Consider the following 25,165-nt stretch of genomic DNA (forward strand, 5'->3'; position numbering starts at 1 on the left):
CCCCACCCCAGACCCCAACTCCCGAACCGCCACCGACCCCCGCCCGTCCGGAATCGGCTCCACGACGACCGGCGTGCCGGAAGAGGAGGCGGTGGCCATCGCGCCCCACGCCCGCCAAGACTCAGCCCGCCCGTCCGGAACCGGCTCCATGACGACCGGCGTGCCGGAAGTCGGGGCCGTGGTGATCGGGGCGGTGCTCAGGTCGAGATGGGGCTGGGGGTAGGTGATGGGGCGGAGGGCTGGGGACCAGGTGGTGGGTGGGTTGGTGGGGGATGCGGGGTTTGGGGTGGGGTTGTTTGGGTTGGAGTTGTTGGGGGTGTGGTTGTTGGGGGTTGTCATGATTCTTGTCCCATCCACATTGTGAGGGCGGCGGTGATTTCGTCGAGGCCGGGGCGGTCTCGGGCGGAGAGGTCGGAGATGGTCCAGGCGACGCGGAGGACGCGGTCGAGGCCTCGGGCGCTCAGGGTGCCGATGTCGAGGGCTCGGGTGAGGGGGGCCAGGACGGTGGCGGGGAGGCGGAGTTCGCGGTGGAGGGCTGCGGAGGAGACCTCGGCGTTGTGTCGCCAGGGGGTGCCGGCCAGGCGTTTGGCGGCGCGTTCGCGGGCTTGGGAGACTCGTTCGGAGACTGCGCTGCTGGGTTCTGTGTGGGCGCGGTCGGCCAGGAGTTCGGCTCTGCTGGGGCGGGAGAGCCTGATTTTGACGTCCACCCGGTCCAGGAGGGGGCCGGAGAGGCGGGCCAGGTAGCGGCGGCGGGTGCTGGGGCTGCAGCCGCAGTAACGGCCTGATTCGCCGTGCAGGCCGCAGGGGCAGGGGTTGGCGGCCAGGACGAGGGTGAAGCGGGCGGGGAACGTGACCGTTCCGGCGGCGCGGGAGACGGTGACCTTGCCGGATTCGAGGGGCTGGCGGAGTGAGTCGAGGACGCCGCTGGCGAATTCGGGAGCTTCGTCCATGAAGAGCACGCCCTGGTGGGCGAGGCTGGCCGCGCCGGGGCGGACCAGGCCGCTGCCGCCGCCGATGACTGCTGCGACGGTGGCGGTGTGGTGTGGGGCCATGAACGGGGGGCGGTAGAGCAGGGGCTGGCCGCCGGGGAGGGCGCCGGCGATCGAGTGGATGGCGGTCACTTCGAGGGCTTGGTCGCGGTCAAGCACGGGGAGGATCGTGGGGAGCCGCTCGGCGAGCATGGTCTTGCCCGTTCCCGGGGCGCCGAGGAGCCAGAGGTTGTGGCCACCGGCCGCGCAGATCTCCAGGGCCCAGCGGCCGAAGGGCTGGCCGACGACCTCCATCAGGTCCAGGCCGGTCGGGGCCGGAGGCGGGCAGGCGTCGAAGGTCGCGACGTCGTCGACGCAGGGGAGCCGGTGCAGATCCCCCTCGCGTAGCCAGTCCACGAGTTCGCGGAGGCTGGACGCGGGGACCACCGTGAGCCCGGGAACCAGGGCTGCCTCGCTGGCGTTGAGCGACGGGACGACGATCAGGCGGGCACCGGCTTCGGCGGCTGCCAGCGCCGCGGGGAGCACGCCTCGGATCGGTCTGATCCGTCCGTCCAGGCCGAGCTCGCCCAGGAAGTACGGCTCCGCGATCCGCGCGGGTGGGATGCAGCCGGCCGCGCCGAGGATCGCCACAGCTATCGCGACATCGAAGATAGAACCGCGCTTGGGCAGGCTGGCCGGGAACAGGCTGACCGTGACCCGGGCGTCGGGCCAGTCGAAACGACTGTTGAGCAGGGCGGAGCGCACCCGATCCCGGGATTCGCTGATCGCCGTGTCGAGCAGGCCGATGAAGTGGGTGCCGACCACTCCCCTGCCGACGTCGGCCTCGATCTCTACGGTGTGCCCGGCGACGCCGACCAGGGCCACACACCGCGTACGCGCGACCGGCATGTCAGACGAGCCCCCGCTCGTGCCGGATCGAGAAGTCGCCCGCGAACCGCTCCAGGGCGATCACGTCCACCCGGATCGAGTCGAACCACTCATGCTGCACCGCCAGCCACCGCCCCGCGAGGGACCGCAGCCGCAGCAGCTTCTCCTGCGTCACCGACTCCAGCGCGGTGCCGTGGCTCCGCCCGGATCGCGTCTTGACCTCCACGACGACGAGCACCCGCCCGTCCCGGGCCACGATGTCGATCTCGCCCGCGTCGCAACGCCAGTTCCGGGAGAGAATCCCCATCCCCGCCGCCCGCAGAAAATCCACGGCGAGTTGCTCGCCGGTCCTGCCCAGTTCATCCTTCGCGGCCATCGAGACCACCTCCGGCCCCGACCTTCGCTCAATCCCATCCCCGGCATTGCCAAAAAATCCCGCCCTGTGGATAACCCCAGAACTTGTGGATAACTCAGCCGCACCTGTATTTCCCAGTTAGAAATCTTTTGCCCGCCCACCCACGAGTCGCGCAAGCACACTGGGGTCCCAGCAATCGAGTGTTCGCCGCCAGCACCCTCAGGCTCTGACAGAGCGAGATGCGGGTCGAGGTGGACCAGAACCGGCCGCGCAGAGCCCAAGCGCTTCAGGGGGCGTTATACGGGGCCGAGTTGATGGATCCGTCAGGGCCACCGCCTACCGGCCGGCAGTACTCCCGCTCGCAGTCCTTCGGCGTCCACCAGCAAGTGCGCCCGCCGGCAGGAAACAGCCTCGGCCGAAGGATCAGGTGTGCGGACGAGATTGGGTGGCCACCCTCAGCTGGGCACTCCTGGCCGGCTGGGGGTGGCAGAGAGGTCAAGTTGAATGACCGAGACATACAGCCATGGCCCGGGGTCGCCGCGTAAAGAGGCGGCGATGGTTCGGGCTAGGGTGCGCGGGTGGGCCCGCGGAGTTAGCTGGAGAAGCCCTCCTTGGGCATTTCCAGGTCGGGCTTGGCCAGCTCTTCGACGTTCACATCCTTGAAGGTGACCACGCGGACGTTCTTCACGAATCTCGCCGGGCGATACATGTCCCACACCCAGGCGTCCTGCATCTTGACGTCGAAGAAGACGTCGCCGTTCTCGGCGGTACGGACGTCGAGGTCCACCGAGTTCGTCAGGTAGAAGCGGCGTTCGGTCTCCACCACATAGGTGAACAGGCCGACCACGTCGCGGTACTCGCGGTAGAGCTGCAGTTCCATTTCGGTCTCGTACTTTTCGAGATCCTCCGCGCTCATGCCGGTCCTCCTGTTCCACACCCCGTCTGGGCCCCTGACCCATTCTCCCGCATGTCCATACCCAGCCTGGTCCGCGCCACTGTCACGAACGAGAACCGATGATGCGGGCTGGGTCCGTGGGTCGCCAGGGCCTTGCGGTGTGATTGGGTCACGTATCCCTTGTGCAAGGCGAAACCGTACTCCGGGTGGATGTCGTGGAGTTCGGTCATCATTCGGTCACGGGTCACTTTGGCCACGATGGAGGCGGCCGCCATGCAGGCGGCGACCTGGTCGCCCTTCCAGACCGCCAGTGAGGGCGCGGGCAGGCCGGGGACGGGGAAGCCGTCGGTGAGGATGTAGCCGGGGAGCAGGCCGAGGCCGGCGATGGCGCGGCGCATGCCGGCCACGTTGGACTTGTGCAGGCCGCGGGTGTCCAGCTCGCCGGGGGGAATGATCACTACGCTGACGGCGCGGGCGGTGGCCATGATCTTGTCGTGGAGCTCCTCGCGGCGGGCGGGGGTGAGCAGTTTGGAGTCGGCCAAGCCCTCGATGTCGCGGCCGAGGACGACGGCGGCGACCACCAGCGGGCCCGCGCACGCGCCGCGGCCGGCCTCGTCCACTCCGGCGACGGGGGCTAGGCCGCGCCGGGCGAGGGCCCTTTCGTATCCGTAGAGCCCCGAATCGCGACGTACGACGCTGGGACGGGGACGATAGGCAACTGTCATGACAGAAGCAGCGTACGCCCCATCAACGGATCTTGGAGAACGTCTCCGGACTAGAGAAGAAACCCAGCCGGTCGAACGGCCAGTACCGGGCGAAAGCCGTACCCACCACATCGGCTTCCGCGATCGTTCCGTCGAATTCGTCCTCCATGAAGGAGCGGGAGTCCATCGAGTTGGTCCGGTGGTCGCCCATCAGCCAGAGACGGTCGGCGGGGACTTTGACCTCGAAGGTCTTACCGGGATAGTCACCGGGATAGAGGTAGTTGTCCTCTTCCTGGATGGGGGTGCCGTTGACCGTGATGCGCCGCTCGGAATCGCAGCATTTGACCACGTCGCCGCCCTTGCCGATGACCCGTTTGATGGTGTCCTCACCATCCCAGCCCTTGAAGACGACGATGTCTCCGCGGTCGATGCCGCCCAGTTTGAACACCACCACCCGGTCGTTGACCAGCAGGGTGTTCTCCATCGACTCGGACGGGATGTAGAACGACTGCATCACGAACAGGTGCACCAGGACGGCCACCAAAATTCCGCCCACCGTGAACACGACGGTTTCGCGGAGGGCGGAGCGCTTCTTCTTTGGCGCGGGGGGATCGGTCTCTTCAGCCACGGTCACCTGCGGTACGTTACCGCCTCACCCGTATGCGGCGTCTAAGCGCCACGAGCGGGAAGGCGAAGGTGAACCCGAGCAGCAGGGGTGCCGCGCCCGCCGCCCCCTGGGCGGCGTGCAGCGCGGGCTGGTCGAACGTGTCGGGGATGGGCAGCACTGTGGCCCGGTCGAACGGCCAGACGATCACGAAGGCGCGGCCGATGACCTGGCCGATCGGGATGGTGCCGCCGCCGGGATCGCCGCCGTGGGAGCGGGAGTCGAGCGAGACCGCGCGGTGGTCGCCCATCACCCAGAGGCGGTCGGCGGGCACGGTGATCTCGAAGTTGGAGATGGACGGCACGTCGCCGGGGTAGAGGTAGGCCTCTTCGTTCAGCGCGGTGCCGTTGACGCTGACGCGACCCTTGGCGTCGCAGCACTTGACCGTGTCGCCGGGCACGCCGATGACGCGCTTGATGTAGTCCTTCTCGCCGGGGACCACGCCGAAGGCGGTGCCGACCCAGCGGAAGAAGCCGGCGATCGGGTTGCTGGGCTCTTCGTATTCGGCCTCGCCGCCCCAGGAGTCGACGCCGGAGAACACGACGACGTCGCCGCGCTCGATGTCGCGGACCCGGTAGACGAGCTTGTTGACCAGCACCCGGTCGTTCTTGAGGAGAGTGTTCTCCATCGATTCCGACGGGATGTAGAACGCCTGGACCACGAAGGACTTGATGAGGAGGGCCAGCACCAGGGCGACGACCACCAGAACCGGCAGTTCGCGCCAGAACGAGCCTTTCTTATCCTTGCCGCCCTTGGCGTTCTGCTGGGTGTCTTCCGCGACCACGTCCACCCCGTCCTGGTCAGGGTCGGTTGACCCTGCTTCGCTAGTCACAAAACACGCGAGCCCGCGACATGCTCCGGGCTCGCCTGCTGATGAGCCTAGATGATGCCTGAGTCACCGAGCGTTGCCGACGCGGCATCGACTTGCCAAATGCGGTGCCCGCAGCGGGAGAACGTCCCCAAAACGACGAATAGCCCGTGCCGGCTGGGCACGGGCTATTCATCTCCGCCGCCTTACTTCGCGGTGGGCAGCGCGTCGCGCTTCTCGCGGATCCGGGCGGCCTTGCCGCGCAGGTCACGCATGTAGTAGAGCTTGGCGCGGCGGACGTCGCCACGGGTGACGAGAGTGATCTTCTCGATCACCGGGCTGTGGACCGGGAAGGTCCGCTCGACGCCGACGCCGTAGCTGATCTTGCGGACCGTGAAAGTCTCACGGCTGGCACCGCCCTGGCGGCGCAGGACGAAGCCCTTGAACACCTGGATTCGGGACCGGTTGCCTTCGACGACACGGACGTGCACCTCAAGGGTGTCACCCGGCCGGAAGGCCGGGACGTCGCTGCGGAGGGAAGCTTTCTCAAGCTCCTGGATCTTCGTGTGCATGACAGCGGTTCCTCATCGAAGCGAGCACCCGGAGGTCCATCCGGCCTGACCCCACGGGGCAGGCGGCGCGAGGGACACGGGCGCTGAGCTGAATACGTCTCGGTTGACCGGGCCCACAGCCCCGGCCGTGCAGTGCCTACATAGGCAACAGCGACTAAGTTTGCCACATCTTCCGCACCGAGGCGAAACGAGCCGGGAAACGCCCGTCACGCCTGGCCAGGGTCGAGCGCCTCCAAAGCCTGACGGTCGGCTTTGTCCAGGTCGTGTACGTCCGGCAGCAACTCCGGCCGTTTCAACTGAGTCCGCCGGAGCGCCTCGTCCCGGCGCCAGCGAGCGATCTTGCCATGATGCCCCGACAGCAGGATCTCGGGCACCTCGTGCCCCCGCCACTCCGGCGGCTTGGTGAAAACCGGTCCTTCGAGCAGGTTCTCCATCGACCCGGGCGCGAACGAGTCATCGGTCACCGAGTTCGCGTTCCCCAGCACCCCCGGAAGCAGCCGGGCGACCGCCTCGACCATGACCAGCACCGCGGCTTCCCCCCCGGCCAGGACATAGTCCCCGATGCTCACCTCGTCCACCCGCAGCCGGGCGGCGTACTCGACCATGACCCGGGAGTCGATGCCCTCATACCGCGCGGGCGCGAACAGCAGCCACGGCTCGGCCGCGTACTCCAGCGCCACCGACTGGGTGAACCGCCGCCCGCTGGGCGTGGGCACGATCAGCCGGGGCGTCCCTCCCCCGCACACCGCGTCGATGGCCTCGCCCCACACCTCGGGCTTCATCACCATGCCCGGCCCGCCGCCATACGGGGTGTCGTCGACCGTCCGGTGCACGTCATGCGCCCAGTCGCGCAGCTGATGCAGCTGGATGTCCAGGATGCCGCGCTCGCGGGCCTTCCCCATCAGGGAGACGGACAGCGGCGCGAAGTACTCCGGGAAGATCGAGATGACGTCGATGCGCATCTCAGACGTCCAGGTCGAAAAGACCAGGAGGCGCGGCGACCACCAGGAACCCCTTGGCCAGATTGACGTCCGGAACGAGTTCCTTCACGAACGGCACGTACGCGTCGTCGCGCCCCGCCCGCCGTACCACCAGAAGATCCTGGCCGTGGTGCAGGACCTCGGCCACCTTGCCCACGGCGGACCCGTCGGTGGTCCGCACAGCCAGCCCGATCAGCTGGTGGTCGTGGAACTCGTCCGGGTCGTCGGAGGGCGGCAGGTCGGCGGAGTCGACGACCAGCAGGGTGTCCCGGAGGGCCTCGGCGTCCTCCCGGCTCTCGACCCCGGCGAGGGCGAGCATGAGGATGCCCTTGTTCCAGCGCACGCCCTCGACGACCAGCGGCCCGCGCGCGGCGGGGTCGGTGTCGAGCGCGACGCCGGGGGTGAAGCGCTGCTCTGGCGCGTCGGTGCGGACCTCCACGGTGACCTCGCCGCGGACGCCGTGCGGGCGCCCGATCCTGCCCACGACTAGCTGCATGAAGGCTCCAGAAAACAAGCCGGGGGACCCCATGGGGTCCCCCGGACTCGTGCATGTGTGACTCAGCGGGCCTCGTTCAGGTCGACCAGGTCGACCCGCACGTATTTGCCGTCGGCGAGGGCGTTCACGACGGTGCGCAGCGCCTTTGCCGTTCGGCCCCCGCGGCCGATGACCTTGCCGAGGTCCTCAGGATGAACCCGGACCTCAAGGACGCGCCCGGTACGAATCTTCCGGGCCCGAACCCGGACCTCGTCAGGATGCTCGACGATGCCCTTAACCAGGTGTTCGAGGGCCTCTTCCAGCACCTCAGGCCTGGGCTTCCGGCTCAGCCTCGGCGGCGGTCTCGGGCTTCGGCTCAGGCTTCGGCTCGGCCTTGCGGGCCTTGCGCGGCGTGGTGGCGGCGCTGGCGGCGTCGCCGGACAGCGTCTCCTTGGCCGCGGCCTCGTAGAGCGCGTGCCGGTCCGGCTTGGGCTCGGCGACCAGGAGCGGCGGCGGCGCGTCCTGGCCCTTGAACTTCTGCCAGTCGCCGGTCAGCTTGAAGATCTTCAGGACCGGGTCGGTCGGCTGCGCGCCGACGCCCAGCCAGTACTGCGCCCGCTCGGAGTCGACCCGAATCAGCGACGGGTTCTCCTTCGGGTGGTACAGACCGATCTCCTCGATCGCCCGGCCGTCCCGCTTGGTGCGGCTGTCGGCGACGACGATGCGGTACTGCGGGTTGCGGATCATACCGAGCCGCTTGAGCTTGATCTTGACTGCCACGGGTGTGGTCTCTCCTGCTTCAGCAAGTGGGTGAGCGGTGTCGCATCGAGTGGGGCACGACGTGTCGACCGCCCGAGGGACAGGCGTGAACGGCGGGGGTGAGAGGGCACCCACCAGATCACGATGTTCCAACACCCCATTCTGCCAGATGATCGTGCCTAGTTCTGCCCGGGAAGCTTGAACTTGGACGGGTCGAATCCGGGAGGCAGCTGCTGGCCGAGGTTTCCGAGCGCGCCGAGTCCCGGTTTGGGCGTTTCGGCGGGCGGTTTGGGCAGCCCGGCCTTGCGCGGGTCGCCACTGACCCGGCGGCCCTTCTTGGGCTTGGACACCTTCTGCTGCCGCCGCCCGCCCGGCATGCCGGGAATGCCCATGCCCTGGGACATCCGCTTCATCATCTTCTGTGCCTCGAAGAAGCGGATGACCAGGTTGTTGACCTCGGTCACGGTGACGCCGGAGCCACGCGCGATGCGCTCCCGGCGCGAACCCTTGATGATCTTCGGTTCGCTGCGCTCGCCGGGGGTCATCGAGCGGATGATGGCGGCGATCCGGTCCAGGTCCTTGTCGTCGACCTGGTTGATCTGCTCCCGCATCTGCCCCATGCCGGGCATCATGCCGAGCAGGTTCTTGATCGGCCCCATCTTGCGGACCATCATCATCTGCTCGAGGAAGTCGTCCAGCGTGAAGCCCTCGCCGGAGGCCAGCTTGCTCGCCATCTTGGCGGCCTCGGCCTCGTCGAAGGTCTTCTGCGCCTGCTCGATCAGGGTGAGGATGTCACCCATGTCGAGGATGCGGCCCGCCATCCGGTCCGGGTGGAAGGCGTCGAAGTCTTCGAGCTTCTCGCCGGTGGAGGCGAACATGATCGGGCGGCCGGTGATGTGCCGCACCGACAGGGCCGCGCCGCCGCGGGCGTCGCCGTCCAGCTTGGTGAGCACCACGCCGTCGAAGCCGACGCCGTCCATGAAGGCCTGCGCGGTGGTCACCGCGTCCTGGCCGATCATGGCGTCCACCACGAACAGCACCTCGTCCGGGCGGACCGCGTCGCGGATGTCGGCGGCCTGCCGCATCAGCTCCTGGTCGATGCCCAGCCGGCCGGCGGTGTCGATGATGACCACGTCGTGCTGCTGCCTGGTGGCGTGCTCGATCGAGCGGCGGGCCACCTCGACCGGATCGCCGACGCCGTTGCCCGGCTCGGGCGCGAACACGGCCGCCCCGGCCCGCTCGGCCATCACCGACAGCTGCTGGACCGCGTTGGGCCGCTGCAGGTCGCAGGCGACGAGCAGCGGCACGTGGCCCTGCTCGCGCAGCCAGCGGGCCAGCTTGCCGGCCAGCGTGGTCTTGCCCGCGCCCTGCAGACCGGCGAGCATCAGCACGGTGGGCGGGTTCTTGGCGTAACGGAGCCGCCGGGTCTCGCCGCCGAGGATGGCGATCAGCTCGTCATTGACGATCTTGACGACCTGCTGCGCGGGATTGAGCGCCTGGGACACCTCGGCGCCGCGGGCCCGTTCCTTGACATGGGCGACGAAGTCCTTGACCACCGGCAGCGCGACATCCGCCTCCAGCAGGGCGATGCGGATCTCACGGGCGGTCGCGTCGATGTCCGCGTCGGACAGTCTGCCCTTGGCGCGAAGCGAGGAGAAGACCGAAGTCAGCCGGTCGGAAAGCGTCTCGAACACGTGATTGGCCAGCCTAGAAGTCGTGGGTCAGGGGACTACCCCAGGATCCCCAGCCTATCCGCTCACCGGCCGGGCGAGCCCACGCGCGTGGTGAGCGCGTGTTCCACCAGGGTGATAAGTGTGCTCTTCACCGACTCCCGGGTCCGCGCGTCGGTCTTGACCACGGGGATGTGCGGGGAGAGCGACAGGGCTTCTCTGATCTCTTCCTCGCCATGCGCGTACATGCCGTTGAATCCGTTGACGCCGACCACGAACGGTAGCTGGGCCTCTTCGAAATAGTCCACCGCGGGGAAACTGTCGGCCAGCCGGCGGGTGTCCACCAAGACGACCGCCCCGATCGCGCCGCGTACCAGGTCGTCCCACATGAACCAGAAACGGTGCTGACCAGGCGTGCCGAACAGGTAAAGGATCAGATCCTGATCCAGTGACACCCGGCCGAAGTCCATCGCGACCGTGGTCGTCGTCTTGTTCGGGGTCAACGCCAAGTCGTCGATGTCCTTGGAGGCGTCGGTCATCACCGCCTCGGTCGTCAGCGGCACGATCTCCGACACCGCGCCGACGAAGGTCGTCTTGCCCACTCCGAAGCCGCCGGCAACGACGATCTTCGTCGAGGTCAGGCCACGGCTGGCAGTGCCGTGGCTATAGACGTCGAAGTCCACTGAGTACCCTTTCCAACAATCCCAAGTCCGGCTTGCCGGCGTCCAGCTGCGGCTGGTGCACGTGTACGAGACCCTCGGCCGCCATGTCGGCGATCACCACGCGGGCCACGCCCAGGGGGATCCGCAGCAGCGCGGACACCTCGGCCACCGAGCGCACCTGGCGGCAGAGCGAGCTGATCGCCCGCTGCTCCGGCGGCCGGTTGGACAGATCCTGGTGCATCGACGTCGCCGAGGAGACCAGGGCTTCCAGCGCGAGCTGCATGCGCGGCGCCGTCCGCCCGCCGGTGACCGCGTACGGCCGGACCGGCGAAGCGGGATCCCGAGGCGGTACCGGGGCACCGTACGGCGGCCCCCACGAGTCCATGATTATCTCCTCGGGTGGGTGGCCTGGAGCTCAGCCCGCACCGCGGGAGTCAGAACCTGACCCGCACGTTCGACCAGGAGCGTCATCTGGTAGGCCACGAGGCCCATGTCGCAGTCGCTGGCGGCCAGCACCGCCAGGCAGGAGCCGTCGCTGACCGACATGATCAGCAGCAGTCCGCGCTGCATCTCGACCATGGTCTGGGTGACCGGGCCGCCCTCGAACACCCGGGAGGCGCCCTGGGTCAGGCTGATCAGGCCGGCGGCCACGGCCGCCAGCTGGTCGGCCCGGTCCTTCGGGAAGCCGTCGGAGTAGGCCAGCGGGAGCCCGTCGGCGGACACCACCACGGTGTGCGCGACGCCGGGCACCGAGCTGACGAAGTCGCTGATCAACCAGTTGATGCCGCGCGCGGCATGACTCATCTCTCGCACGGAACACCCCTGTGCAGATTGGTGGATGTCGGCCCGCTCACGGCTTGTCTCCTCGGCCCGCGCCCGGGTATCCCTCGTCTTCGCTGATCTCGCCCCTGGCTACCGCCCGGCCCTGCCGTACGCCCTGCTGCAGGCTGGACAGGCGGCTGCGGGCGCGTTCCGGCGAGAGGGCGGGCATCGGCGCGACGGCCGGCTGCTTGCCCGGGTCCGCCGAGCCTGGCACCAGGTTCGCCTTGGGCACCCGCTTGGGCAGGCCGGAGGAGGTGCTGGCCTCCCAGGAGGGTTGCTGGGCGGCCACCTCCCAGCCGTTGTCCGCGGGGTTCTGGTTCCAGTTCTTGTCTTCGGGGCCGCGCTGGAACCAGGCCGATTCCACCGCCGCGAAGATGGGCAAGAAGTCCTCCGGGCGTTCTTCCCTTACGGCAGGCAGCGGCCCGGTGCTGTCGACGTCCATCCCACCGAATCCGGAAATACCCGAGATAGCAGACAGCCCGCCATCCGTCCGCCGCTTCGGCAGCGGCGGCCCGTTGGACCCCTGGCCGGGTGCGGTCCGCGGGTCGAACGGCGAGCGCAGCACCTGCCCGGTGGCGGGCGGGTCGAACGGCGACCGGGACGGCGGTGGGTCGAACGGCGACGGCTGGCCCAGCCCGGGACCGAGGGCTCCCCGAGCGTCGAACGGCGACGGCGGTAAACCTTGCGGCGGCTGCGGCGGCCGGCTGTCGAACGGCGACCGCTGGGCCGCCGAGGTGTCGGCGCCGAACATCGGCTGCGCCAGCCCGGGCGGCGGGAAGGACGGATGCTGCCCGCCGGGACCCGGCGTCGAGAACGGCCCGCCGGGACCGTTCGGCGCGGGCGCCGACAGGGCCATCGGCGGCGCCCCCCAGGAGACCGGCTCGGACGGGCCGGCCTGCGGCGACCAGCTCGGCGCGAAGGTGCCCGCGTACTGCTGCTGCGAGTAGGCCGGCGCGCCCATGAGCGCCTCAGGCAGCAGCACCATCGCGGTCAGGCCGCCGCTGTCGTGCGAGCGGAGCTGGACCCGGACGCCGTTGCGGAGCGCGAGCCGGCCGACCACGAACAGGCCCATCCGGCGGGACACCGACACGTCCACGACCGGCGGGTTGGCCAGCCGCCAGTTGGTCGCGGCGATCTCCTCCTGGGTCATCCCGATGCCGCCGTCGGTGACCGAGACCATCACGCCGCCGCCGTCGATCCGGTTGCCGGAGGCGACCACCCGGGTGTCCCTGGCGGAGAACGACAGCGCGTTCTCGACCAGCTCGGCCAGCAGGTGGATGACGTCGTTGACGGCCTGACCGGCCAGCGCCACGTCGGACGGGATGTTGATGACGACCCGCTCGTAGCCCTCCACCTCGGAGAGCGCGGCCCGGATGACGTCGGTGAGCTCCACCGGCTGGCTCCACCGCCGGGCGGGTTCCTGCCCGGCGAGAACCAGCAGGTTCTCACTGTTGCGGCGCATGCGGGTGGCCAGGTGGTCCAGCTTGAACAGGTTGCCGAGCCGCTGCTCGTCCTGCTCGCCCTGCTCCAGGCCGTCGATCAGGGCGATCTGCCGTTCCACCAGGGTCTGGGTACGGCGGGACAGGTTGACGAACATCGCGCTGACGTTGCTGCGCAGCTTGGCCTCGTCGCCCGCCAGCCGGATGGCCTCCTGGTGGACCTCGTCGAAGGCGCGGGCCACTTCCCCGATCTCGTCGGTGGAGGTGACCCCGATCGGCTGGGGTTTCAGCTCGGCCGAATTGCCGGTGCCGTCGGAGTCGCGGAGCCGCTGGACCAGCTCGGGGAGCTTGTGCCCGGCGATCTCCAGCGCCTCGGAGCGGAGCCGGCGGAGCGGCTTTACCAGGGATCTGGCCATCGCGGTGGTGATCACCAGCACCAGGCCGAGGATCAGCACGACCACGATGATGTTGGCGATGGCGCCGCGCTGGTCGGCGGCGGCGAAGCCGTCGGCGCGGTCGACGATGGAGGCGATCTGGAGTTTCTCCGCCTCGTGCATCTTGTCGATGCCGATGCTGCTGACCTGGAACCAGAGGTCGCCGTCGGAGCCGGGCCGGGCGTCGAGGTTGCTGAGCAGGCGGCGGACCCGGATGGCTTCCAGCGCGGACAGCCGGAGGAACTCCGACTTGTCGATCTCCGGGCCGGTGACGAGGTCGGCGAAGCGCTGCCGTTCGTCCGGGGTGGCCACCGTGCGGAACGCGTTCATCTCGCTTTCCTGCCGCTTGCGGGCGGCGGTGAAAGCGTCCAGCTCCAACGGGTCGAAGCGGCCGACGGCGATGCCGAGGGAGAGCGTCGCCCTGACGATGGAGGCCTCGTTCTTGGCCCTGGCCAGCGAGGCGAGCGCGGTGGCGCTGGCGTCGAGTTCCTCGTCGCCGCCGCCCTGGCCGTTCTCGTCGTACAGCCGGATCAGGTCGGCGATGAAGGCGGAGTATTTGTCGATCGCGGGCAGCGCGGGCAGCGCGGTCTCCACGACGGTCTTGCGCAGGTTGGCCAGTTCGCCGAGGCGGCGGTCGAGCCGGTTGAGGTTCTGCCGGCCGACTTCTCCGAAGGAGTCGCCGACGGCGTCGATCCGGCTCTGGACCGCGTCGACGAGCACGTCGACGGAGCCGCGCTGGTTACGGATCAGGCCGAGGGCGGGTTCGCCCGGCCGGCCGGTCTCGATGTAACGAGCGGTCAGGTCGCGTTCCAACTGCAGTTCGTGAATCAGGTCGCTCAGGACGCCGGTGAAGGCGGCCACTTCGCTGACCCGTTGATATTCGGCGGCGCTGTTGATCGATGTGACCACCCGAAGTCCGCCCAGGAGCACCGCTCCGATGGTGGGGACCAGGATCAGGGCGATCAGGCGGCTGCGGACCCGCCAGTTCTTCAGCGCCAGCCGGTTCCGCGTGTCTTCTTCGCCGTCCGGACCGGGAAGGGCCGCCGGGGGCGTCTCGGACACGGTGCGGTGATCATTGTCGATCGTAGCCGTCCTCACAGGCCGCACCTTCCGCTAAAGAAAAATCAATTTATCCCGGGATACCTCCCATAAGCCACGGGCAATTGGAGCATAGGACCATGAGATAGACCAATAGCCGTGACCGGATTGCCACGATCCAACACGTACCGATCAGTAATGTCGAGAGGACAGAGGGAACTTTCCTGGCCGGAACCCCTCCGCCCCGGCCGGGTGAGATCACTTGTTCGATGGACCGATACAACCCCCCAAACCACCACATTCAGCACAAAAGTCACCAACAGCTGATTTGTTTACAAGTTTGGTGACATAGTGCTCTCATTCCTGTTGAGTGAGATTTTCCTCCGCTACGCTCATCGCTCGTCGCCCGCCGTCCTCGCGATCATCCGACGACCATGCGGGCCATTCCCCCAGCTAAGGAGACTCCATGAGACGCCTATTCCTAGGCCGACCGCTCGTGGTGAGCGTCCTGACCGCATTGGCTCTCACGGCATGCGGCGGCGCCGATACGAATACCGGAGCGAGCACCACAGATAACGGCTTGGAAAAAACCTCCCTTACGGTCGGGATCATCGCCGTACCAGACTCGGCCCCGATCCAGATCGCTATCGACAAGGGTTTCTTCAAAGCAGAAGGTCTGACCGTACAGACGTCGATTGAGGCAGGTGGCGCCACCGCCACGCCCAAGCTGGTGGCCGGCCAGCTCGACGTGATGCTCGGCAACTATGTCTCGCTGTTCTCCGCGCAGGAGAAGGGTGTCGGCAAGTTCAAGGTGGTCGCCGACAGCTACCAGGCAGCGCCGGACAACTTCGTGCTGATGGCCAAGGCCGATGACGCCACCATCAACTCGGCCGCTGACCTGGCCGGCAAGAAGATCGCGGTCAACACCCTCAACGCGATCGGCACGCTGGCCGTCACCGCCACCGCCAAGGTGGCCGGGGTGACCATCGAGACCGGGCAGTTCGCCCCGATGCCGCTGCCGGACATGGGCGGCGCGCTGAAGAACGGCACCGTGGACGCGATCTGGGTGGCCGAGCCCTTCATTTCGGCCAACTCGCAGCAGGGCGCCAAGAAGATCGCCGACACGATGAGCGGCCCGATGGCCGACTTCCCCATCGCCGGCTGGGTGATGAGCGACGACTTCGTCACCAAGAACCCCAAGACGGTCGCCGCCTTCCAGCGCGCGCTGGCCAAGGCCCAGCAGCTGGCCGCCTCCGACCGCAAGGCGATCGAGGAGGTGCTGCCCAAGTACACCAAGATCGACCAGGCCACCGCCGCCGTCATCGCCCTCGGCGTCTACTCCACCACGCTGAGCGAGGCGCGCCTCCAGCGCGTCGCCGACACGATGAAGGAGTACGGCTACCTGCAGCAGGGCTTCGACGTGAAGTCGGTGCTGCACGCGCCGGCTGCGGGGTGACGTGTCCAGACTGATCGGTTCGACAGTGCTCCGTGGCGCCGTGGGCGCCACGGGGCTGCTTGTCGTTCTGGAGGCCGCGGGCAGGACGGGCCTCATCGACACGACATTCCTCCCACTCGTCTCCACCGTCCTGGCCAGGGCCGCCGAGCTCGCCGTCGACGGGGAGTTCCTCGCGCACGCGTTCGCCAGCGCGGAGGCCTGGTTCTGGGCGCTCGCCCTGACCATCGCCGTCGCGGTCCCGGCCGGTCTGCTGCTCGGGGTGGCCCGGCCCGCCGAAGTCGCGGCCCGGCCGCTGATCGAGTTCCTCCGGCCCATCCCGTCCGTGGCACTCATCCCGCTGGCCATCATGCTGTTCCAGAACCAGCTGCACATGCGCATGTCGGTCGCCGTCTACGCGGCCACCTGGCCGGTCCTGATCAACACCATCTACGGAGTCCGCGACGTGGACCCGCTGGCCAAGGAGACGCTCCGGAGCTTCGGCTTCGGTCCCGGCTCAGTGGTGCTGCGGGTCGTGCTGCCCAGCGCGGCCCCGTTCATCGCCACCGGGGTACGGCTGGCCGCCTCGGTCGCCATCATCCTGGTGGTCACCGCCGAAGTGGTGGCGGGCGGCATCAACGGCATCGGCATCTTCATCAACCAGGCCGGCAGCGGAAACCGGGTGGACCTCATGATCGCCGCGACCGCCTGGGTCGGGCTGTTCGGCATCGCGGTCAACGCGCTGCTGGTGGCCGCGGAGAAACGGGTGTTCCGCTGGCACCACAAGCGGCTGGCGGGTGTCTCATGAACAGAAAGGGCTTCGCCGGACGGCTGGCCAGGCTCTGGATCGTGCCCGTCGCGCTGGTGCTGTGGGAGCTGGCCACCCGGGTGGCCGCGCAGCCGTACTTCCCGGCGCCGAGTTCGATCGTGGTGCGGATCCAGGAGCTGTGGTTCTCCGGGCCGCTGACCCGGGTGCTGCTGACCGACGCGGCGATCGAGTCGTTCGGTCCCAGCCTCGGGCGGCTGTTCGCGGGCTGGGTGCTGGCCGGTCTGGCCGGGGTCCTGCTCGGGGTCGCCATCGGGCGTTCCGCCAAGCTGGCGGACTACCTGGACCCGATACTCCAGTTCGGCCGGGCGGTGCCGCCGCCGCTGCTGGTGCCGATCTTCTTCGCGCTGTTCCAGATCGGCACGCCCACCCAGCTGGCGATCATCGTCTTCGGGGTGATCTGGCCGGTCCTGCTCAACACGGCGGACGGCTGCCGGACCGTGGACCGGCAGTATCTGGAGACCGCCCGGGTCTTCGGGTTCTCCCGCCCCGACGTGCTCCGCCGGGTGGTGCTCCCGGCCGCGATGCCGAAGATCTTCGCGGGCCTGCGGCTCAGCCTGTCCCTGGCGCTGATCCTGATGGTGGTGTCCGAGCTGGTCGGCAGCACCAGCGGGATCGGGTACGGCCTGCTCACCGCGCAGCAGAACTTCCTGTTCGTCGACGTCTGGGCGTACATCGTCCTGCTCGGCGTGCTGGGATTCCTGCTGAACGCCTCGTTCCTCCTGCTGGAGAGCCGCATCCTGGCCTGGCATCAGCGTGCCCGGCGGACCATTTAGGAAGTTCCCGTGCTTGAGCTAGTCGATCTGACCCACAGATACGGCACATACCACGCCATCGATCGCATCAATCTGACCGTCAAGCAGGGCGAGGTGGTCTGCGTCGTCGGCCCTTCGGGGTGCGGCAAGTCGACCCTGCTGCGCTCGATCGCCGGCCTGATCAAGCCCACCGGCGGCCGGGTCCTGCTGGACGGCCGCCCGGTCGAGAGCACGCCGGACAACCTGGCCGTGGTCTTCCAGGACTACAGCCGATCCCTCTACCCGTGGCTGTCCGCGCTGGCCAATGTCAGCCTGCCGCTGCGCCGCCGCGGTCTGGACCGCAAGGCCAGGGACGAGGCGGCGATGGCCGCGCTCACCGAGGTGGGCCTGGGCACCGCCGCCGCCAAATTCCCGTGGGAGATGTCCGGCGGCATGCAGCAGCGGGTGTCGATCGCCCGCGCGCTGGCCTACCGGCCGAAGCTGCTGCTGATGGACGAGCCGTTCGGCTCGGTGGACGCGCAGACCAGGGAGGAACTGGAAGACCTGGTGCTCCGGGTCTGCGCGCACCACGGCATGACCATCCTGCTGATCACCCACGACGTGGACGAGAGCGTCTACGTCGGGGACCGGGTGGTCGTGCTGAGCAAGGCCCCCGGCACGGTGACCGGCGACCTGACCGTCGACCTGCCGGGGCCGCGCGACCAGATCAGGACCCGCGAACTCGACGCGTTCGTGAAACTCCGCGCCGATGTCGGGCGGATGGTTCGCGGTATGACCAACAATAATCATCACGAAGTGGAGCACAGGTGACCGCACAGCCCGCCGACGCCGTCTGGGACGCCATCTACGGCATTTCGCGCTTCGCCGCGCTGGCCACGATGGCCGAACTAGGCTTCGCCGACCACCTGAAGGACGGTCCGCTCAGCTCCGACCAGCTGGCCGAACGCTGCGCCGCCCACCCTCAGTCGGTCCGGCGGGTGCTTCGCGAGCTGGCGTCGATGGGCTTCGTCCGCAGCGTGCCCGAGGGCTACGAGGTGACCGAGGCGGGGCTGACCCTCACCGACGACTCCCCCCGCTCGGTGCGCTCCGCCATCCGGCTGGTCCGCGAGGAGGCGTACTGGTACGCGATGGCCAAGCTCCCCGAGACGGTGAAGTCCGGCGCCTCCGCCTTCACCGAGCGGTACGGACCGGGCTACCACTATCTGGCCGCGCACCCCGAGACCGCCACCGTGTTCGACGACTACATGGCCCGCCGGGCAGTCCCGTTCGCCGGCGGCCTGGAAGCCGCCTGCGACTTCACCGGCGTCCGGCAGGTGGTCGACCTGGGCGGCGGGCGCGGCCAGATCCTGTCCGCGGTGCTCGGCGCCCACCCGCAGGTCAGCGGCGTGCTGTTCGACCTGGACCGGGTGATCCCGTCCGGCCGGGAGGCGATGGCGGCGGCCGGCCTGGCCGACCGGTGCGAGTTCGTGGTCGGCGACTTCTTCGAGGGGGTCACGGCCGGGGCGGACGTCTACATCCTGGCCAACGTCATCCACAACTGGAGCGACGAGGACTCGATCCGGATCCTGAGTAACATCAGGTCCGCGATGGCCGCCGACGGGCGGATCCTGATCGTGGAGATCGTGCTGCCCGACGACGACTCCCCCCACGTGGGCAAGGACGCCGACATGCGGATGCTGGCCCTGCTCAATGGGGGGACGGAGCGGACTCGGACCGAATACCAGACGCTGCTGGAGAAGAGCGGCCTGACCTTGTCCGAGATCGTCGAGCTGCCCGGCTGGGCCAGCGCGATCGTGGCGACGCCGATCTAACGTTTTCGAAGAGGGGGGCCGGGCCCCGGCTAGCGCTGCCAGCCGGGGACGGCCACCCGCATGGTGAGCGCGTGCTCGACCAGCGTGATGAGCGTGCTCTTCACCGATTCGCGGGCCCGCGCGTCGGTCCGGACCACCGGGATGTGCGGCGACAGGGTCAGCGCCTCCCGGATCTCGTTCTCGCCATGCGGATAGGTCCCGTCGAAGCCGTTGACCCCGACCACGAACGGCAACTGAGCTTCTTCGAAATAGTCCACCGCGGGAAAACTGTCGGCCAACCGGCGGGTGTCCACCAGGACCACCGCCCCGATCGCGCCACGCACCAAGTCATCCCACATGAACCAGAAACGGTGCTGACCAGGCGTGCCGAACAGATAGAGGATCAGATCCTGATCCAGTGACACCCGGCCGAAGTCCATCGCGACGGTCGTCGTCGTCTTGTGCGGAGTCAGTCCCAAGTCGTCGATGTCCTTGGAGGCGTCAGTCATCACCGCCTCCGTGGTCAGCGGCACGATCTCCGACACCGCCCCCACGAAGGTCGTCTTACCAACCCCGAAGCCGCCCGCAACGACGATCTTCGTTGAGGTCAGGCCCCGGCCGGCGCCCGCGGCGCCTGCCCCGGGATTAAAGCCGTCGAAGTCCACTGAGCACCCTTTCCAACAAGCCCAAGTCCGGCTTACCCGCGTCCAGCTGCGGCTGGTGCACGTGCACCAACCCCTCGGCCGCCATGTCGGCGATGACGATCCGGGCCACCCCGAGCGGCATCCTCAGCATCGCCGAGATCTCCGCCACCGAGCGCACCTGCCGGCACAGCGAACTGATCGCCTGGCGCTCCGGGGTCAACGTCGAAAGGTCGACGTGCCCCGCGGTCGCCGAGGAGACCAGCGCCTCCATGGCGAGTTGTATCCGCGGCACCGTCCGGCCACCGGTTACCGCGTACGGCCGTACCAGCGAGCTGGTTTCCGCCGGAGGCTCGCCTGTCCAGCCGCCTGCCACCGCGTCCTCCTAGTATCGATCAACGGGGATGCGAGGACTGGAGCTCGGCCCGCACCGCGGGCGTGAGAACCTGACCCGCGCGCTCGACCAGGAGCGTCATCTGGTAGGCCACCAGGCCCATGTCACAATCGGCCGCGGCCAGCACGGCCAGACACGAACCATCGCTGATCGACATGATCAGGAGCAGCCCGCGCTGCATCTCGACCACCGTCTGCGTGACCGGGCCACCTTCGAACACCCGGGACGCGCCCTGGGTCAGGCTGATCAGACCGGCGGCCACCGCCGCCAGCTGGTCGGCCCGGTCCTTGGGGAACCCCTCGGAGTACGCCAGCGGCAAACCGTCGGCGGAAACCACCACCGTGTGGGCCACCCCTGGGACGTTGTTCACAAAATCAGTGATCAGCCAATTGACGCCGCGAGCGGCCTGGCTCATTTCCCTCATGCCTCATCCTTATCGCTCTCAGGACCGCTGTGGACGGCCCCTGGCCACCCTTGCTCCTCGCTGATGTCACCCCTGGCCACCGCACGGCCTTGCCGTACGCCCTGCTGGAAACTCGACAGGCGGCTGCGCACCCGCTCGGGGGAGACCCCAGGCATCGGGCCGGGCGGTGCGGCGGGAACGGCGGCGTGCGCGGCCGAGGCCGCCGCGACCGCCGAGGACGGCGTGGAGTCCGCGGAACCGGGGACCAAGTTGGCCTTGGGCACCCGCTTCGGCAGACCGGAGGAGGTCACCCCGCCCAGAGCGGGCTCGGCGGCGGCCTTGGCGGCCTGCCAGCCCGCGTCGGCGGGGGACGACCAGACCTTACTCTCGGCCGGACCGCCTTCGGCGTCGCCGTCAGGCTCTTCCGAACTGGGCGTGACCCGGCGGAACCAGTCCGACTCTACCGCAGCGAAAATCGGGAGGAATTCATCGATCTCCTCCAGCGGCGAGCTGCGGACCACCGGCAGCGGGCCGGTGTTGTCCACGTCCGGCTCGAACGGGCCGCGCGACGGCCGTCCCGGCCAGCCGTTGCCCTGCTGCCCGGGCGGAGCGCCGGCGGGGCCGCTCGGCCAGCCCGGGGTCTGCGGCGTGGGCACCTGGCCAGGCCAGGGCGCCTCGCCAAGCGCGCCGTTGTCGAAGGGTCGGGGGGGAGCGAAGGAACCGGAGTCGAAGGGAGTCGGGCCGGTCGCGTGGCCCGCGCCGAAACCGCCGGAGGTGCTGGGGTCGAAGGGGTTGGGGCCGGTCGAGTTCCCCGGCCCGAAACCGCCGGAGGTGCTGGGGTCGAACGGGTTGGGGCCGGTCGAGTTCCCCGGCCCGAAACCGCCGGAGGTGCTGGGGTCGAACGGGTTGGGGCCGGTCGAGTTGGTGAACGCGCCGGACTCGAAGGGGCTGCGCCCGCCCGGGTCGAAGGGATTGCGCGCGGGTCCGGTGTCGAAGGAGCTGTTCCCCGGCGCCGGCTCGAACGGATTGCGAGTGCTGAACGGGTTGGTGCTGGGCCCGCTGTCGAAGGGGCCACGCTCCAGGGCGGGCGGCGTGCGCTCGAAGCCACCCGGCTGGTTACGCTCGAAGTTCTCGAACCGGCCACGCTTCCACGGATCGGGCGCACCCATGCCGGGTGCGTCCGCGCCGAAGACCGGCGGGCGGCCCATCGTCTCGAACGGGGTCGGGCTGGCCAGCGCGGGCTGCCCGTACGCCGGGGCGGGCGGCAGGCCGTACTGCTGGGGACCGCCGGGCAGCGCGGCGGGCTGCTGCGGCATGCCGGGAAACGCGGCGGGCTGGGCCAGCAGCGCCTCGGGCAGCAGCACCATCGCGGTGAGGCCGCCCATGTCCTGCTGACGCAGCTGCACCCGGATGCCGTGCCGCAGGGCCAGCCGGCCGACCACGAACAGGCCCATCCGGCGGGACACCGACACGTCCACCACCGGCGGGTTGGCCAGCCGCCAGTTGGCCGCGGCGAGCTCCTCGCCGGTCATGCCGATGCCGACGTCGCTGACGGAGATCATCAGACCGCCGCCGTCGATCCGGTTGCTGGACACGGCGACCTTGGTCTCCCGCGGGGAGAACGAGATGGCGTTCTCGACCAGCTCGGCGACCAGGTGCACGACGTCGTTGACCGACTGGCCGACGACCGCGACGCCCGGCTGGATCTGGATGTTGACCCGCTCGTAGTTCTCCACCTCGGAGAGCGAGGCGCGGACCACGTCCACCACGGGGACCGGCTGGCCCCACCGGCGCGCGGGCTCCTGGCCGGCGAGGACCAGGAGGTTCTCACTGTTGCGGCGCATGCGGGTGGCCAGGTGGTCCAGCTTGAACAGGTTGCCGAGTCGCTGGTCGTCCTGCTCGCCCTGCTCCAGGCCCTCGATGAGGGACAGCTGGCGTTCCACCAGCGTCTGGGTGCGGCGGGACAGGTTGACGAACATCGAGTTGACGTTGCTTCGCAGTTTGGCCTCGTCGCCGGCCAGCCGGACCGCCTCGCGGTGGACCTCGTCGAAGGCGCGGGCGACTTCCCCGATCTCGTCGCTGGTGGTGACACCGATCGGGAACACGTCGGGCGCGTCCGCGGCGTCGCCGGATTCGCGCAGCCGCTGGACCGTGTCCGGCAGCCGGGAACCGGCGATCTCCAGGGCTTCCCTGCGGAGCCGGCGGAGCGGGCGGGTGAGCGAGCTCGCGACCAGGGCGGTGATGGCCAGGACCACGGCCAGCAGGACCAGGATCAGGACGCCGGAGATGATGGCGCTGCGCTGCTCGCTGTCCTGCAGCCCCTGGCTGTGCGTGACGACCTGGGCGCCGAGGTCCTTCTCGACCGCGCGCATCAGGTCGATGGTGGAGGAGGCCGCCAGATACCAGCTGGACGCGTCGTTGTTGCGGAGCAGGTCCAGGTTGCCGACGAAGGTGTCGGCGCGGACCTGCGCCAGGGCGAGCGCGCGCATCGAGTGCGTGCGTTCGACGTCGGCGCCGCGCACCGTGCGCTTGTACAGCGCGGCGATGGCGGGCGACGCCTCCTTCTGGAAGAGCACCAGGTCCGCGTCGTGGTTCCGGACGGCGGTGAGGAAGTCGGAGAGGTCGTCGTAGTCCAGCGCGCCCTTCGCGATGATCGCGACGGTGAGGATGCCCCGGCTCCTGGACAGGTTCTCCTTGGCCCGGCTGAGCGCGGTCAGCGCCAGGCTGTCGGCGAACAGCTGCTCGTCGGCGCCGCTGCGGGCCAGGTCCTCGTGCAGCACGCTGATGTCGGCGATCATGCGGGTGTACATGCCGATGGCGCCTCGGGCGGGCACCTGGCTGTTGATCAGGCCCTTGCGGTGGCCCTCCAGGCCCTGCAGCCAGCCGCTGATGCGTTTGCCCTGGTTTAGCACGCGGACCGGCTGCGACTCGTCCAGGGTCTGGAGCGATTCGATCACCCGGCCCCGGATCGCGTCGACCTTGACCTGCTGCGCGTCGACCTGGTCCTTGCGGGCGTTGCGCCAGCCCTCGGCGCTGTACATGGCCATCAGGTCGCGTTCCTTGGCCAGCTCGTGGTTCAGCTCGTCCAGCTGAACCACGAGTTCGGCGACCTGGGTGAGCCGGCGGTACTCGGCCGACGTGTTGATCGCGGCGGTGAGCTGCACACCGGCGAACAGCACGCCGACGACCGTCGGCAGAAGGATCAGCGCGACCAGGCGGGAGCGCACCCGCCAGTTGCCCAGCCGCATAAACGCAGCGCGGGAGCCGGAGGAAACCGGCGAAGCCGTGGGCTCCGGCCCGTTCCCGATCGCTCGGCCACCTCGCGGGTCGTGCGTTGTCACTGGCTTCTAAACCTCTCGCCTGTCACGCGTGTGCCTTCTGTGGCATCAGAAATTGGAACACACCATTACCAGATCGGCGAATCACTCATAGTGCACGAATCCGGACGTATGGCATGTTATTACTTGGCGGCGACCTTCTCGATGACATCTGCGGCCACCCGCAGGCCGTCCCGGCGGCGGATCTCCGCGCCGGCCGCGGCCAGCCGCTCGCGCAGCTCGGTGTCACCGAGCAGGCGGTCCAGCGCCGCGAACAGCTCTTCGTCGGTGAAGGTGTAGGTCTCCAGGCGGACGCCGTGGCCGGTCTCGTGGACCCGCTGGGCGTTGTCGTACTGGTCCCAGAACAGCGGCAGCACGATCATCGGCTTGCCGAAGTGCAGCGCCTCGGTGGTGGTGTTGTTCCCGCCGTGCGTGATGACCAGATCCACCAACGGAATGATCTTAGTCTGCGGTACGAACTCCGCGCCCCACATGTTGGGGGCGAGCTCGATCTCCGCATGTAGGGGGCCCTTGGAGACGATGTACTTGTGCGGGGTACGGCCCAGCGCGCCGATCACCCGCCGCATCAGATCCACGTCGGCCGAGCCGAGCGAACCGAGCGAGAAGTAGATCAACGCCTCGTCTCCGCGCTCGAAGGGGAGCGTGAAAGACTCATCGGTCTCCCGGACCGAGGAGTCCAGCCGGGTCCAGGACGGGTCCAGCGGGCGGTCGGCGGTGTAGTCGATGATCTCGGGGAAGACGTACAGGTTGGCGTCGCCCTCGTGGATGAAGTCGAGGTCCGGCAGCGGCGGCGCGCCCTGCTCCACGACCCACTCGTTGAAGGCGGTCCAGATCTCCCGGTGGGTCCGGTCGTACTCGGCCCGGAACTCGGTCCAGCCGGCGCCGTCGGCGGGCAGGCCGGAGAAGACCGGGGCCACCCCGTCGCCGCGCACCTCCAGCGGGTTGCACGACATGATCCGGACGAACGGCACGCCCGCCGTCATCAGCGCCGGGAAGGCGATGACGTTGTCCTCCACGACGACGTCCGGCTTGACCCGGGCGATGATGTCCTTCAGCTGCGGCTCGCAGTACTTCGCGCCGTCGATCAGTGCGTCCCAGATCGGCTTGGTGACCGTCTCCAGCTGCACCTGGGTGGACTTGCGGTACTCCGGCGCGGTGTCCCGGATGAAGTCCTTCCAGAACTGGCCGGCGTCCTGCTCGGCGGCGTCCTCGGCCGGCTCGGCCAGGTCGACCAGGTCCTCCTCGAACCCGAGCGCGGTCAGCTTGCCCTTCCAGGACGCCTCCGCGGCGAACACCACACGGTGCCCGCGGCGGCGCAGCACGTCGCCGATGCCGATGCAGTTGTTGGTGGGCCCGTAGGCGCTCTCCGGCATGAAAAGCACCGTGAGCGGCTGCTCAACCATTCGTCTCTCTCCCGATCAAGATTCAGATGTCCGGCCGGACGGCGTGGCGG

General features: G+C 68.8%; 27 protein-coding genes. 5 read left to right on the forward strand and 22 right to left on the reverse strand.

The features are described from left to right. The 17 genes from Acor_RS19645 to Acor_RS19725 form a co-directional block, all read right to left on the reverse strand. Positions 1 to 339, reverse strand: a 339-nt coding sequence (locus tag Acor_RS19645) for a hypothetical protein (protein WP_422664821.1), incomplete at its 3' end; no start/stop codon positions are given. Further along, positions 336 to 1,877 carry a YifB family Mg chelatase-like AAA ATPase gene (locus Acor_RS19650; RefSeq protein ID WP_155338157.1) on the reverse strand — a complete coding sequence of 514 codons (1,542 nt, stop codon included), beginning with the start codon at positions 1,875 to 1,877 and terminating at the stop codon, positions 336 to 338. The genes Acor_RS19650 and Acor_RS19645, both read right to left, overlap by 4 nt. A gap of 1 nt (position 1,878) precedes the next feature. Then, positions 1,879 to 2,232, reverse strand: coding sequence for a YraN family protein (locus Acor_RS19655; RefSeq protein ID WP_155338158.1), 354 nt, complete (start codon positions 2,230 to 2,232; stop codon positions 1,879 to 1,881). A 571-nt stretch (positions 2,233 to 2,803) separates the two neighbouring features. Next, the gene (locus Acor_RS19660; RefSeq protein WP_030511723.1) at positions 2,804 to 3,127 is read right to left on the reverse strand and encodes a DUF2469 domain-containing protein; all 324 of its coding nucleotides are present in this window, start codon (positions 3,125 to 3,127) and stop codon (positions 2,804 to 2,806) included. Next, entirely contained in the window at positions 3,124 to 3,831 is a 708-nt protein-coding gene (locus Acor_RS19665; RefSeq protein WP_155338159.1) for a ribonuclease HII, read from the reverse strand. The genes Acor_RS19660 and Acor_RS19665 overlap by 4 nt, the downstream gene beginning before the upstream one ends. Positions 3,832 to 3,853: 22 nt before the next feature. After that, positions 3,854 to 4,444, reverse strand: a complete 591-nt coding sequence (gene lepB / locus Acor_RS19670) for a signal peptidase I (protein ID WP_246238797.1) — start codon at positions 4,442 to 4,444, stop codon at positions 3,854 to 3,856. Positions 4,445 to 4,454: 10 nt separating this feature from the next. Next, a complete protein-coding gene (gene lepB, locus Acor_RS19675) occupies positions 4,455 to 5,264 on the reverse strand; it encodes a signal peptidase I (protein WP_155338260.1) in 810 nt (269 codons plus the stop codon). Between the two features lie 224 nt (positions 5,265 to 5,488). Continuing rightward, on the reverse strand, positions 5,489 to 5,854 hold the full coding sequence (gene rplS / locus Acor_RS19680) for a 50S ribosomal protein L19 (RefSeq protein ID WP_155338160.1): 366 nt from the start codon (positions 5,852 to 5,854) through the stop codon (positions 5,489 to 5,491). Positions 5,855 to 6,060: 206 nt separating this feature from the next. Further along, the gene (gene trmD, locus Acor_RS19685; protein WP_155338161.1) at positions 6,061 to 6,816 is read right to left on the reverse strand and encodes a tRNA (guanosine(37)-N1)-methyltransferase TrmD; all 756 of its coding nucleotides are present in this window, start codon (positions 6,814 to 6,816) and stop codon (positions 6,061 to 6,063) included. 1 nt (position 6,817) lies between these two features. Then, complete coding sequence (gene rimM / locus Acor_RS19690) at positions 6,818 to 7,330, reverse strand: ribosome maturation factor RimM (RefSeq protein ID WP_155338162.1); 513 nt, start codon at positions 7,328 to 7,330, stop codon at positions 6,818 to 6,820. 62 nt (positions 7,331 to 7,392) lie between these two features. After that, positions 7,393 to 7,635, reverse strand: a complete 243-nt coding sequence (locus Acor_RS19695) for an RNA-binding protein (RefSeq protein ID WP_155338163.1) — start codon at positions 7,633 to 7,635, stop codon at positions 7,393 to 7,395. Position 7,636: 1 nt separating this feature from the next. Next, a complete protein-coding gene (rpsP, locus tag Acor_RS19700) occupies positions 7,637 to 8,089 on the reverse strand; it encodes a 30S ribosomal protein S16 (protein WP_155338164.1) in 453 nt (150 codons plus the stop codon). 158 nt (positions 8,090 to 8,247) lie between these two features. Then, entirely contained in the window at positions 8,248 to 9,762 is a 1,515-nt protein-coding gene (gene ffh, locus Acor_RS19705; RefSeq protein WP_155338165.1) for a signal recognition particle protein, read from the reverse strand. A gap of 62 nt (positions 9,763 to 9,824) precedes the next feature. Then, on the reverse strand, positions 9,825 to 10,379 hold the full coding sequence (locus Acor_RS19710; RefSeq protein WP_155338261.1) for a GTP-binding protein: 555 nt from the start codon (positions 10,377 to 10,379) through the stop codon (positions 9,825 to 9,827). A gap of 22 nt (positions 10,380 to 10,401) precedes the next feature. After that, a complete protein-coding gene (locus tag Acor_RS19715) occupies positions 10,402 to 10,785 on the reverse strand; it encodes a DUF742 domain-containing protein (protein ID WP_155338166.1) in 384 nt (127 codons plus the stop codon). 2 nt (positions 10,786 to 10,787) lie between these two features. Next, on the reverse strand, positions 10,788 to 11,213 hold the full coding sequence (locus tag Acor_RS19720; RefSeq protein WP_155338167.1) for a roadblock/LC7 domain-containing protein: 426 nt from the start codon (positions 11,211 to 11,213) through the stop codon (positions 10,788 to 10,790). A 37-nt stretch (positions 11,214 to 11,250) separates the two neighbouring features. Next, the gene (locus tag Acor_RS19725) at positions 11,251 to 14,193 is read right to left on the reverse strand and encodes a sensor histidine kinase (protein ID WP_170317002.1); all 2,943 of its coding nucleotides are present in this window, start codon (positions 14,191 to 14,193) and stop codon (positions 11,251 to 11,253) included. 520 nt (positions 14,194 to 14,713) lie between these two features. Here Acor_RS19725 and Acor_RS19730 point away from each other — a divergent pair. From Acor_RS19730 to Acor_RS19750, 5 genes are read left to right on the forward strand one after another with little or no spacing between them, the layout of a single operon-like run. Continuing rightward, positions 14,714 to 15,589: an ABC transporter substrate-binding protein gene (locus tag Acor_RS19730; RefSeq protein WP_246238803.1), complete on the forward strand. Its 876-nt coding sequence runs from the start codon at positions 14,714 to 14,716 to the stop codon at positions 15,587 to 15,589. A 1-nt stretch (position 15,590) separates the two neighbouring features. Next, positions 15,591 to 16,373 (forward strand): ABC transporter permease, encoded by a 783-nt coding sequence (locus Acor_RS19735; protein WP_246238805.1) that lies wholly within the window; start codon positions 15,591 to 15,593, stop codon positions 16,371 to 16,373. Then, on the forward strand, positions 16,370 to 17,167 hold the full coding sequence (locus tag Acor_RS19740) for an ABC transporter permease (RefSeq protein ID WP_155338170.1): 798 nt from the start codon (positions 16,370 to 16,372) through the stop codon (positions 17,165 to 17,167). The genes Acor_RS19735 and Acor_RS19740 overlap by 4 nt, the downstream gene beginning before the upstream one ends. Positions 17,168 to 17,176: 9 nt before the next feature. Continuing rightward, positions 17,177 to 17,956, forward strand: a complete 780-nt coding sequence (locus Acor_RS19745) for an ABC transporter ATP-binding protein (RefSeq protein WP_155338171.1) — start codon at positions 17,177 to 17,179, stop codon at positions 17,954 to 17,956. Next, positions 17,953 to 18,957 carry an acetylserotonin O-methyltransferase gene (locus Acor_RS19750; RefSeq protein WP_246238807.1) on the forward strand — a complete coding sequence of 335 codons (1,005 nt, stop codon included), beginning with the start codon at positions 17,953 to 17,955 and terminating at the stop codon, positions 18,955 to 18,957. The genes Acor_RS19745 and Acor_RS19750 overlap by 4 nt, the downstream gene beginning before the upstream one ends. A gap of 29 nt (positions 18,958 to 18,986) precedes the next feature. Here Acor_RS19750 and Acor_RS19755 read toward each other — a convergent pair whose 3' ends face one another. From Acor_RS19755 to Acor_RS19775, 5 genes are all read right to left on the reverse strand, one after another. Further along, a complete protein-coding gene (locus Acor_RS19755) occupies positions 18,987 to 19,547 on the reverse strand; it encodes a GTP-binding protein (RefSeq protein ID WP_155338264.1) in 561 nt (186 codons plus the stop codon). A 34-nt stretch (positions 19,548 to 19,581) separates the two neighbouring features. After that, positions 19,582 to 19,953, reverse strand: coding sequence for a DUF742 domain-containing protein (locus Acor_RS19760; protein ID WP_155338172.1), 372 nt, complete (start codon positions 19,951 to 19,953; stop codon positions 19,582 to 19,584). Between the two features lie 19 nt (positions 19,954 to 19,972). Continuing rightward, entirely contained in the window at positions 19,973 to 20,395 is a 423-nt protein-coding gene (locus Acor_RS19765; RefSeq protein WP_155338173.1) for a roadblock/LC7 domain-containing protein, read from the reverse strand. Continuing rightward, positions 20,392 to 23,622, reverse strand: coding sequence for a sensor histidine kinase (locus Acor_RS19770; RefSeq protein ID WP_155338174.1), 3,231 nt, complete (start codon positions 23,620 to 23,622; stop codon positions 20,392 to 20,394). Before Acor_RS19770 ends, Acor_RS19765 begins: the two co-directional genes overlap by 4 nt. Positions 23,623 to 23,834: 212 nt before the next feature. Further along, positions 23,835 to 25,115, reverse strand: coding sequence for a glycosyltransferase (locus tag Acor_RS19775; protein WP_155338175.1), 1,281 nt, complete (start codon positions 25,113 to 25,115; stop codon positions 23,835 to 23,837). Positions 25,116 to 25,165 lie beyond the last annotated feature (50 nt).

This window comes from Acrocarpospora corrugata (assembly GCF_009687845.1).
Taxonomy (GTDB): Bacteria; Actinomycetota; Actinomycetes; order Streptosporangiales; family Streptosporangiaceae; genus Acrocarpospora; species Acrocarpospora corrugata.

Bases quoted from the DNA above. Each gene is read 5' to 3' on its own strand.
- Acor_RS19775 (WP_155338175.1), bottom strand. From the start codon at position 25,115: ATGGTTGAGCAGCCGCTCACGGTGCTTTTCATGCCGGAGAGCGCCTAC.
- Acor_RS19740 (WP_155338170.1), top strand. From the start codon at position 16,370: ATGAACAGAAAGGGCTTCGCCGGACGGCTGGCCAGGCTCTGGATCGTG.
- Acor_RS19650 (WP_155338157.1), bottom strand. From the start codon at position 1,877: ATGCCGGTCGCGCGTACGCGGTGTGTGGCCCTGGTCGGCGTCGCCGGG.
- Acor_RS19715 (WP_155338166.1), bottom strand. From the start codon at position 10,785: ATGGACTCGTGGGGGCCGCCGTACGGTGCCCCGGTACCGCCTCGGGAT.
- Acor_RS19765 (WP_155338173.1), bottom strand. From the start codon at position 20,395: ATGAGGGAAATGAGCCAGGCCGCTCGCGGCGTCAATTGGCTGATCACT.
- Acor_RS19770 (WP_155338174.1), bottom strand. From the start codon at position 23,622: ATGCGGCTGGGCAACTGGCGGGTGCGCTCCCGCCTGGTCGCGCTGATC.
- rimM (WP_155338162.1), bottom strand. From the start codon at position 7,330: ATGCAGCTAGTCGTGGGCAGGATCGGGCGCCCGCACGGCGTCCGCGGC.
- rplS (WP_155338160.1), bottom strand. From the start codon at position 5,854: ATGCACACGAAGATCCAGGAGCTTGAGAAAGCTTCCCTCCGCAGCGAC.
- Acor_RS19655 (WP_155338158.1), bottom strand. From the start codon at position 2,232: ATGGCCGCGAAGGATGAACTGGGCAGGACCGGCGAGCAACTCGCCGTG.
- trmD (WP_155338161.1), bottom strand. From the start codon at position 6,816: ATGCGCATCGACGTCATCTCGATCTTCCCGGAGTACTTCGCGCCGCTG.
- Acor_RS19660 (WP_030511723.1), bottom strand. From the start codon at position 3,127: ATGAGCGCGGAGGATCTCGAAAAGTACGAGACCGAAATGGAACTGCAG.
- Acor_RS19665 (WP_155338159.1), bottom strand. From the start codon at position 3,831: ATGACAGTTGCCTATCGTCCCCGTCCCAGCGTCGTACGTCGCGATTCG.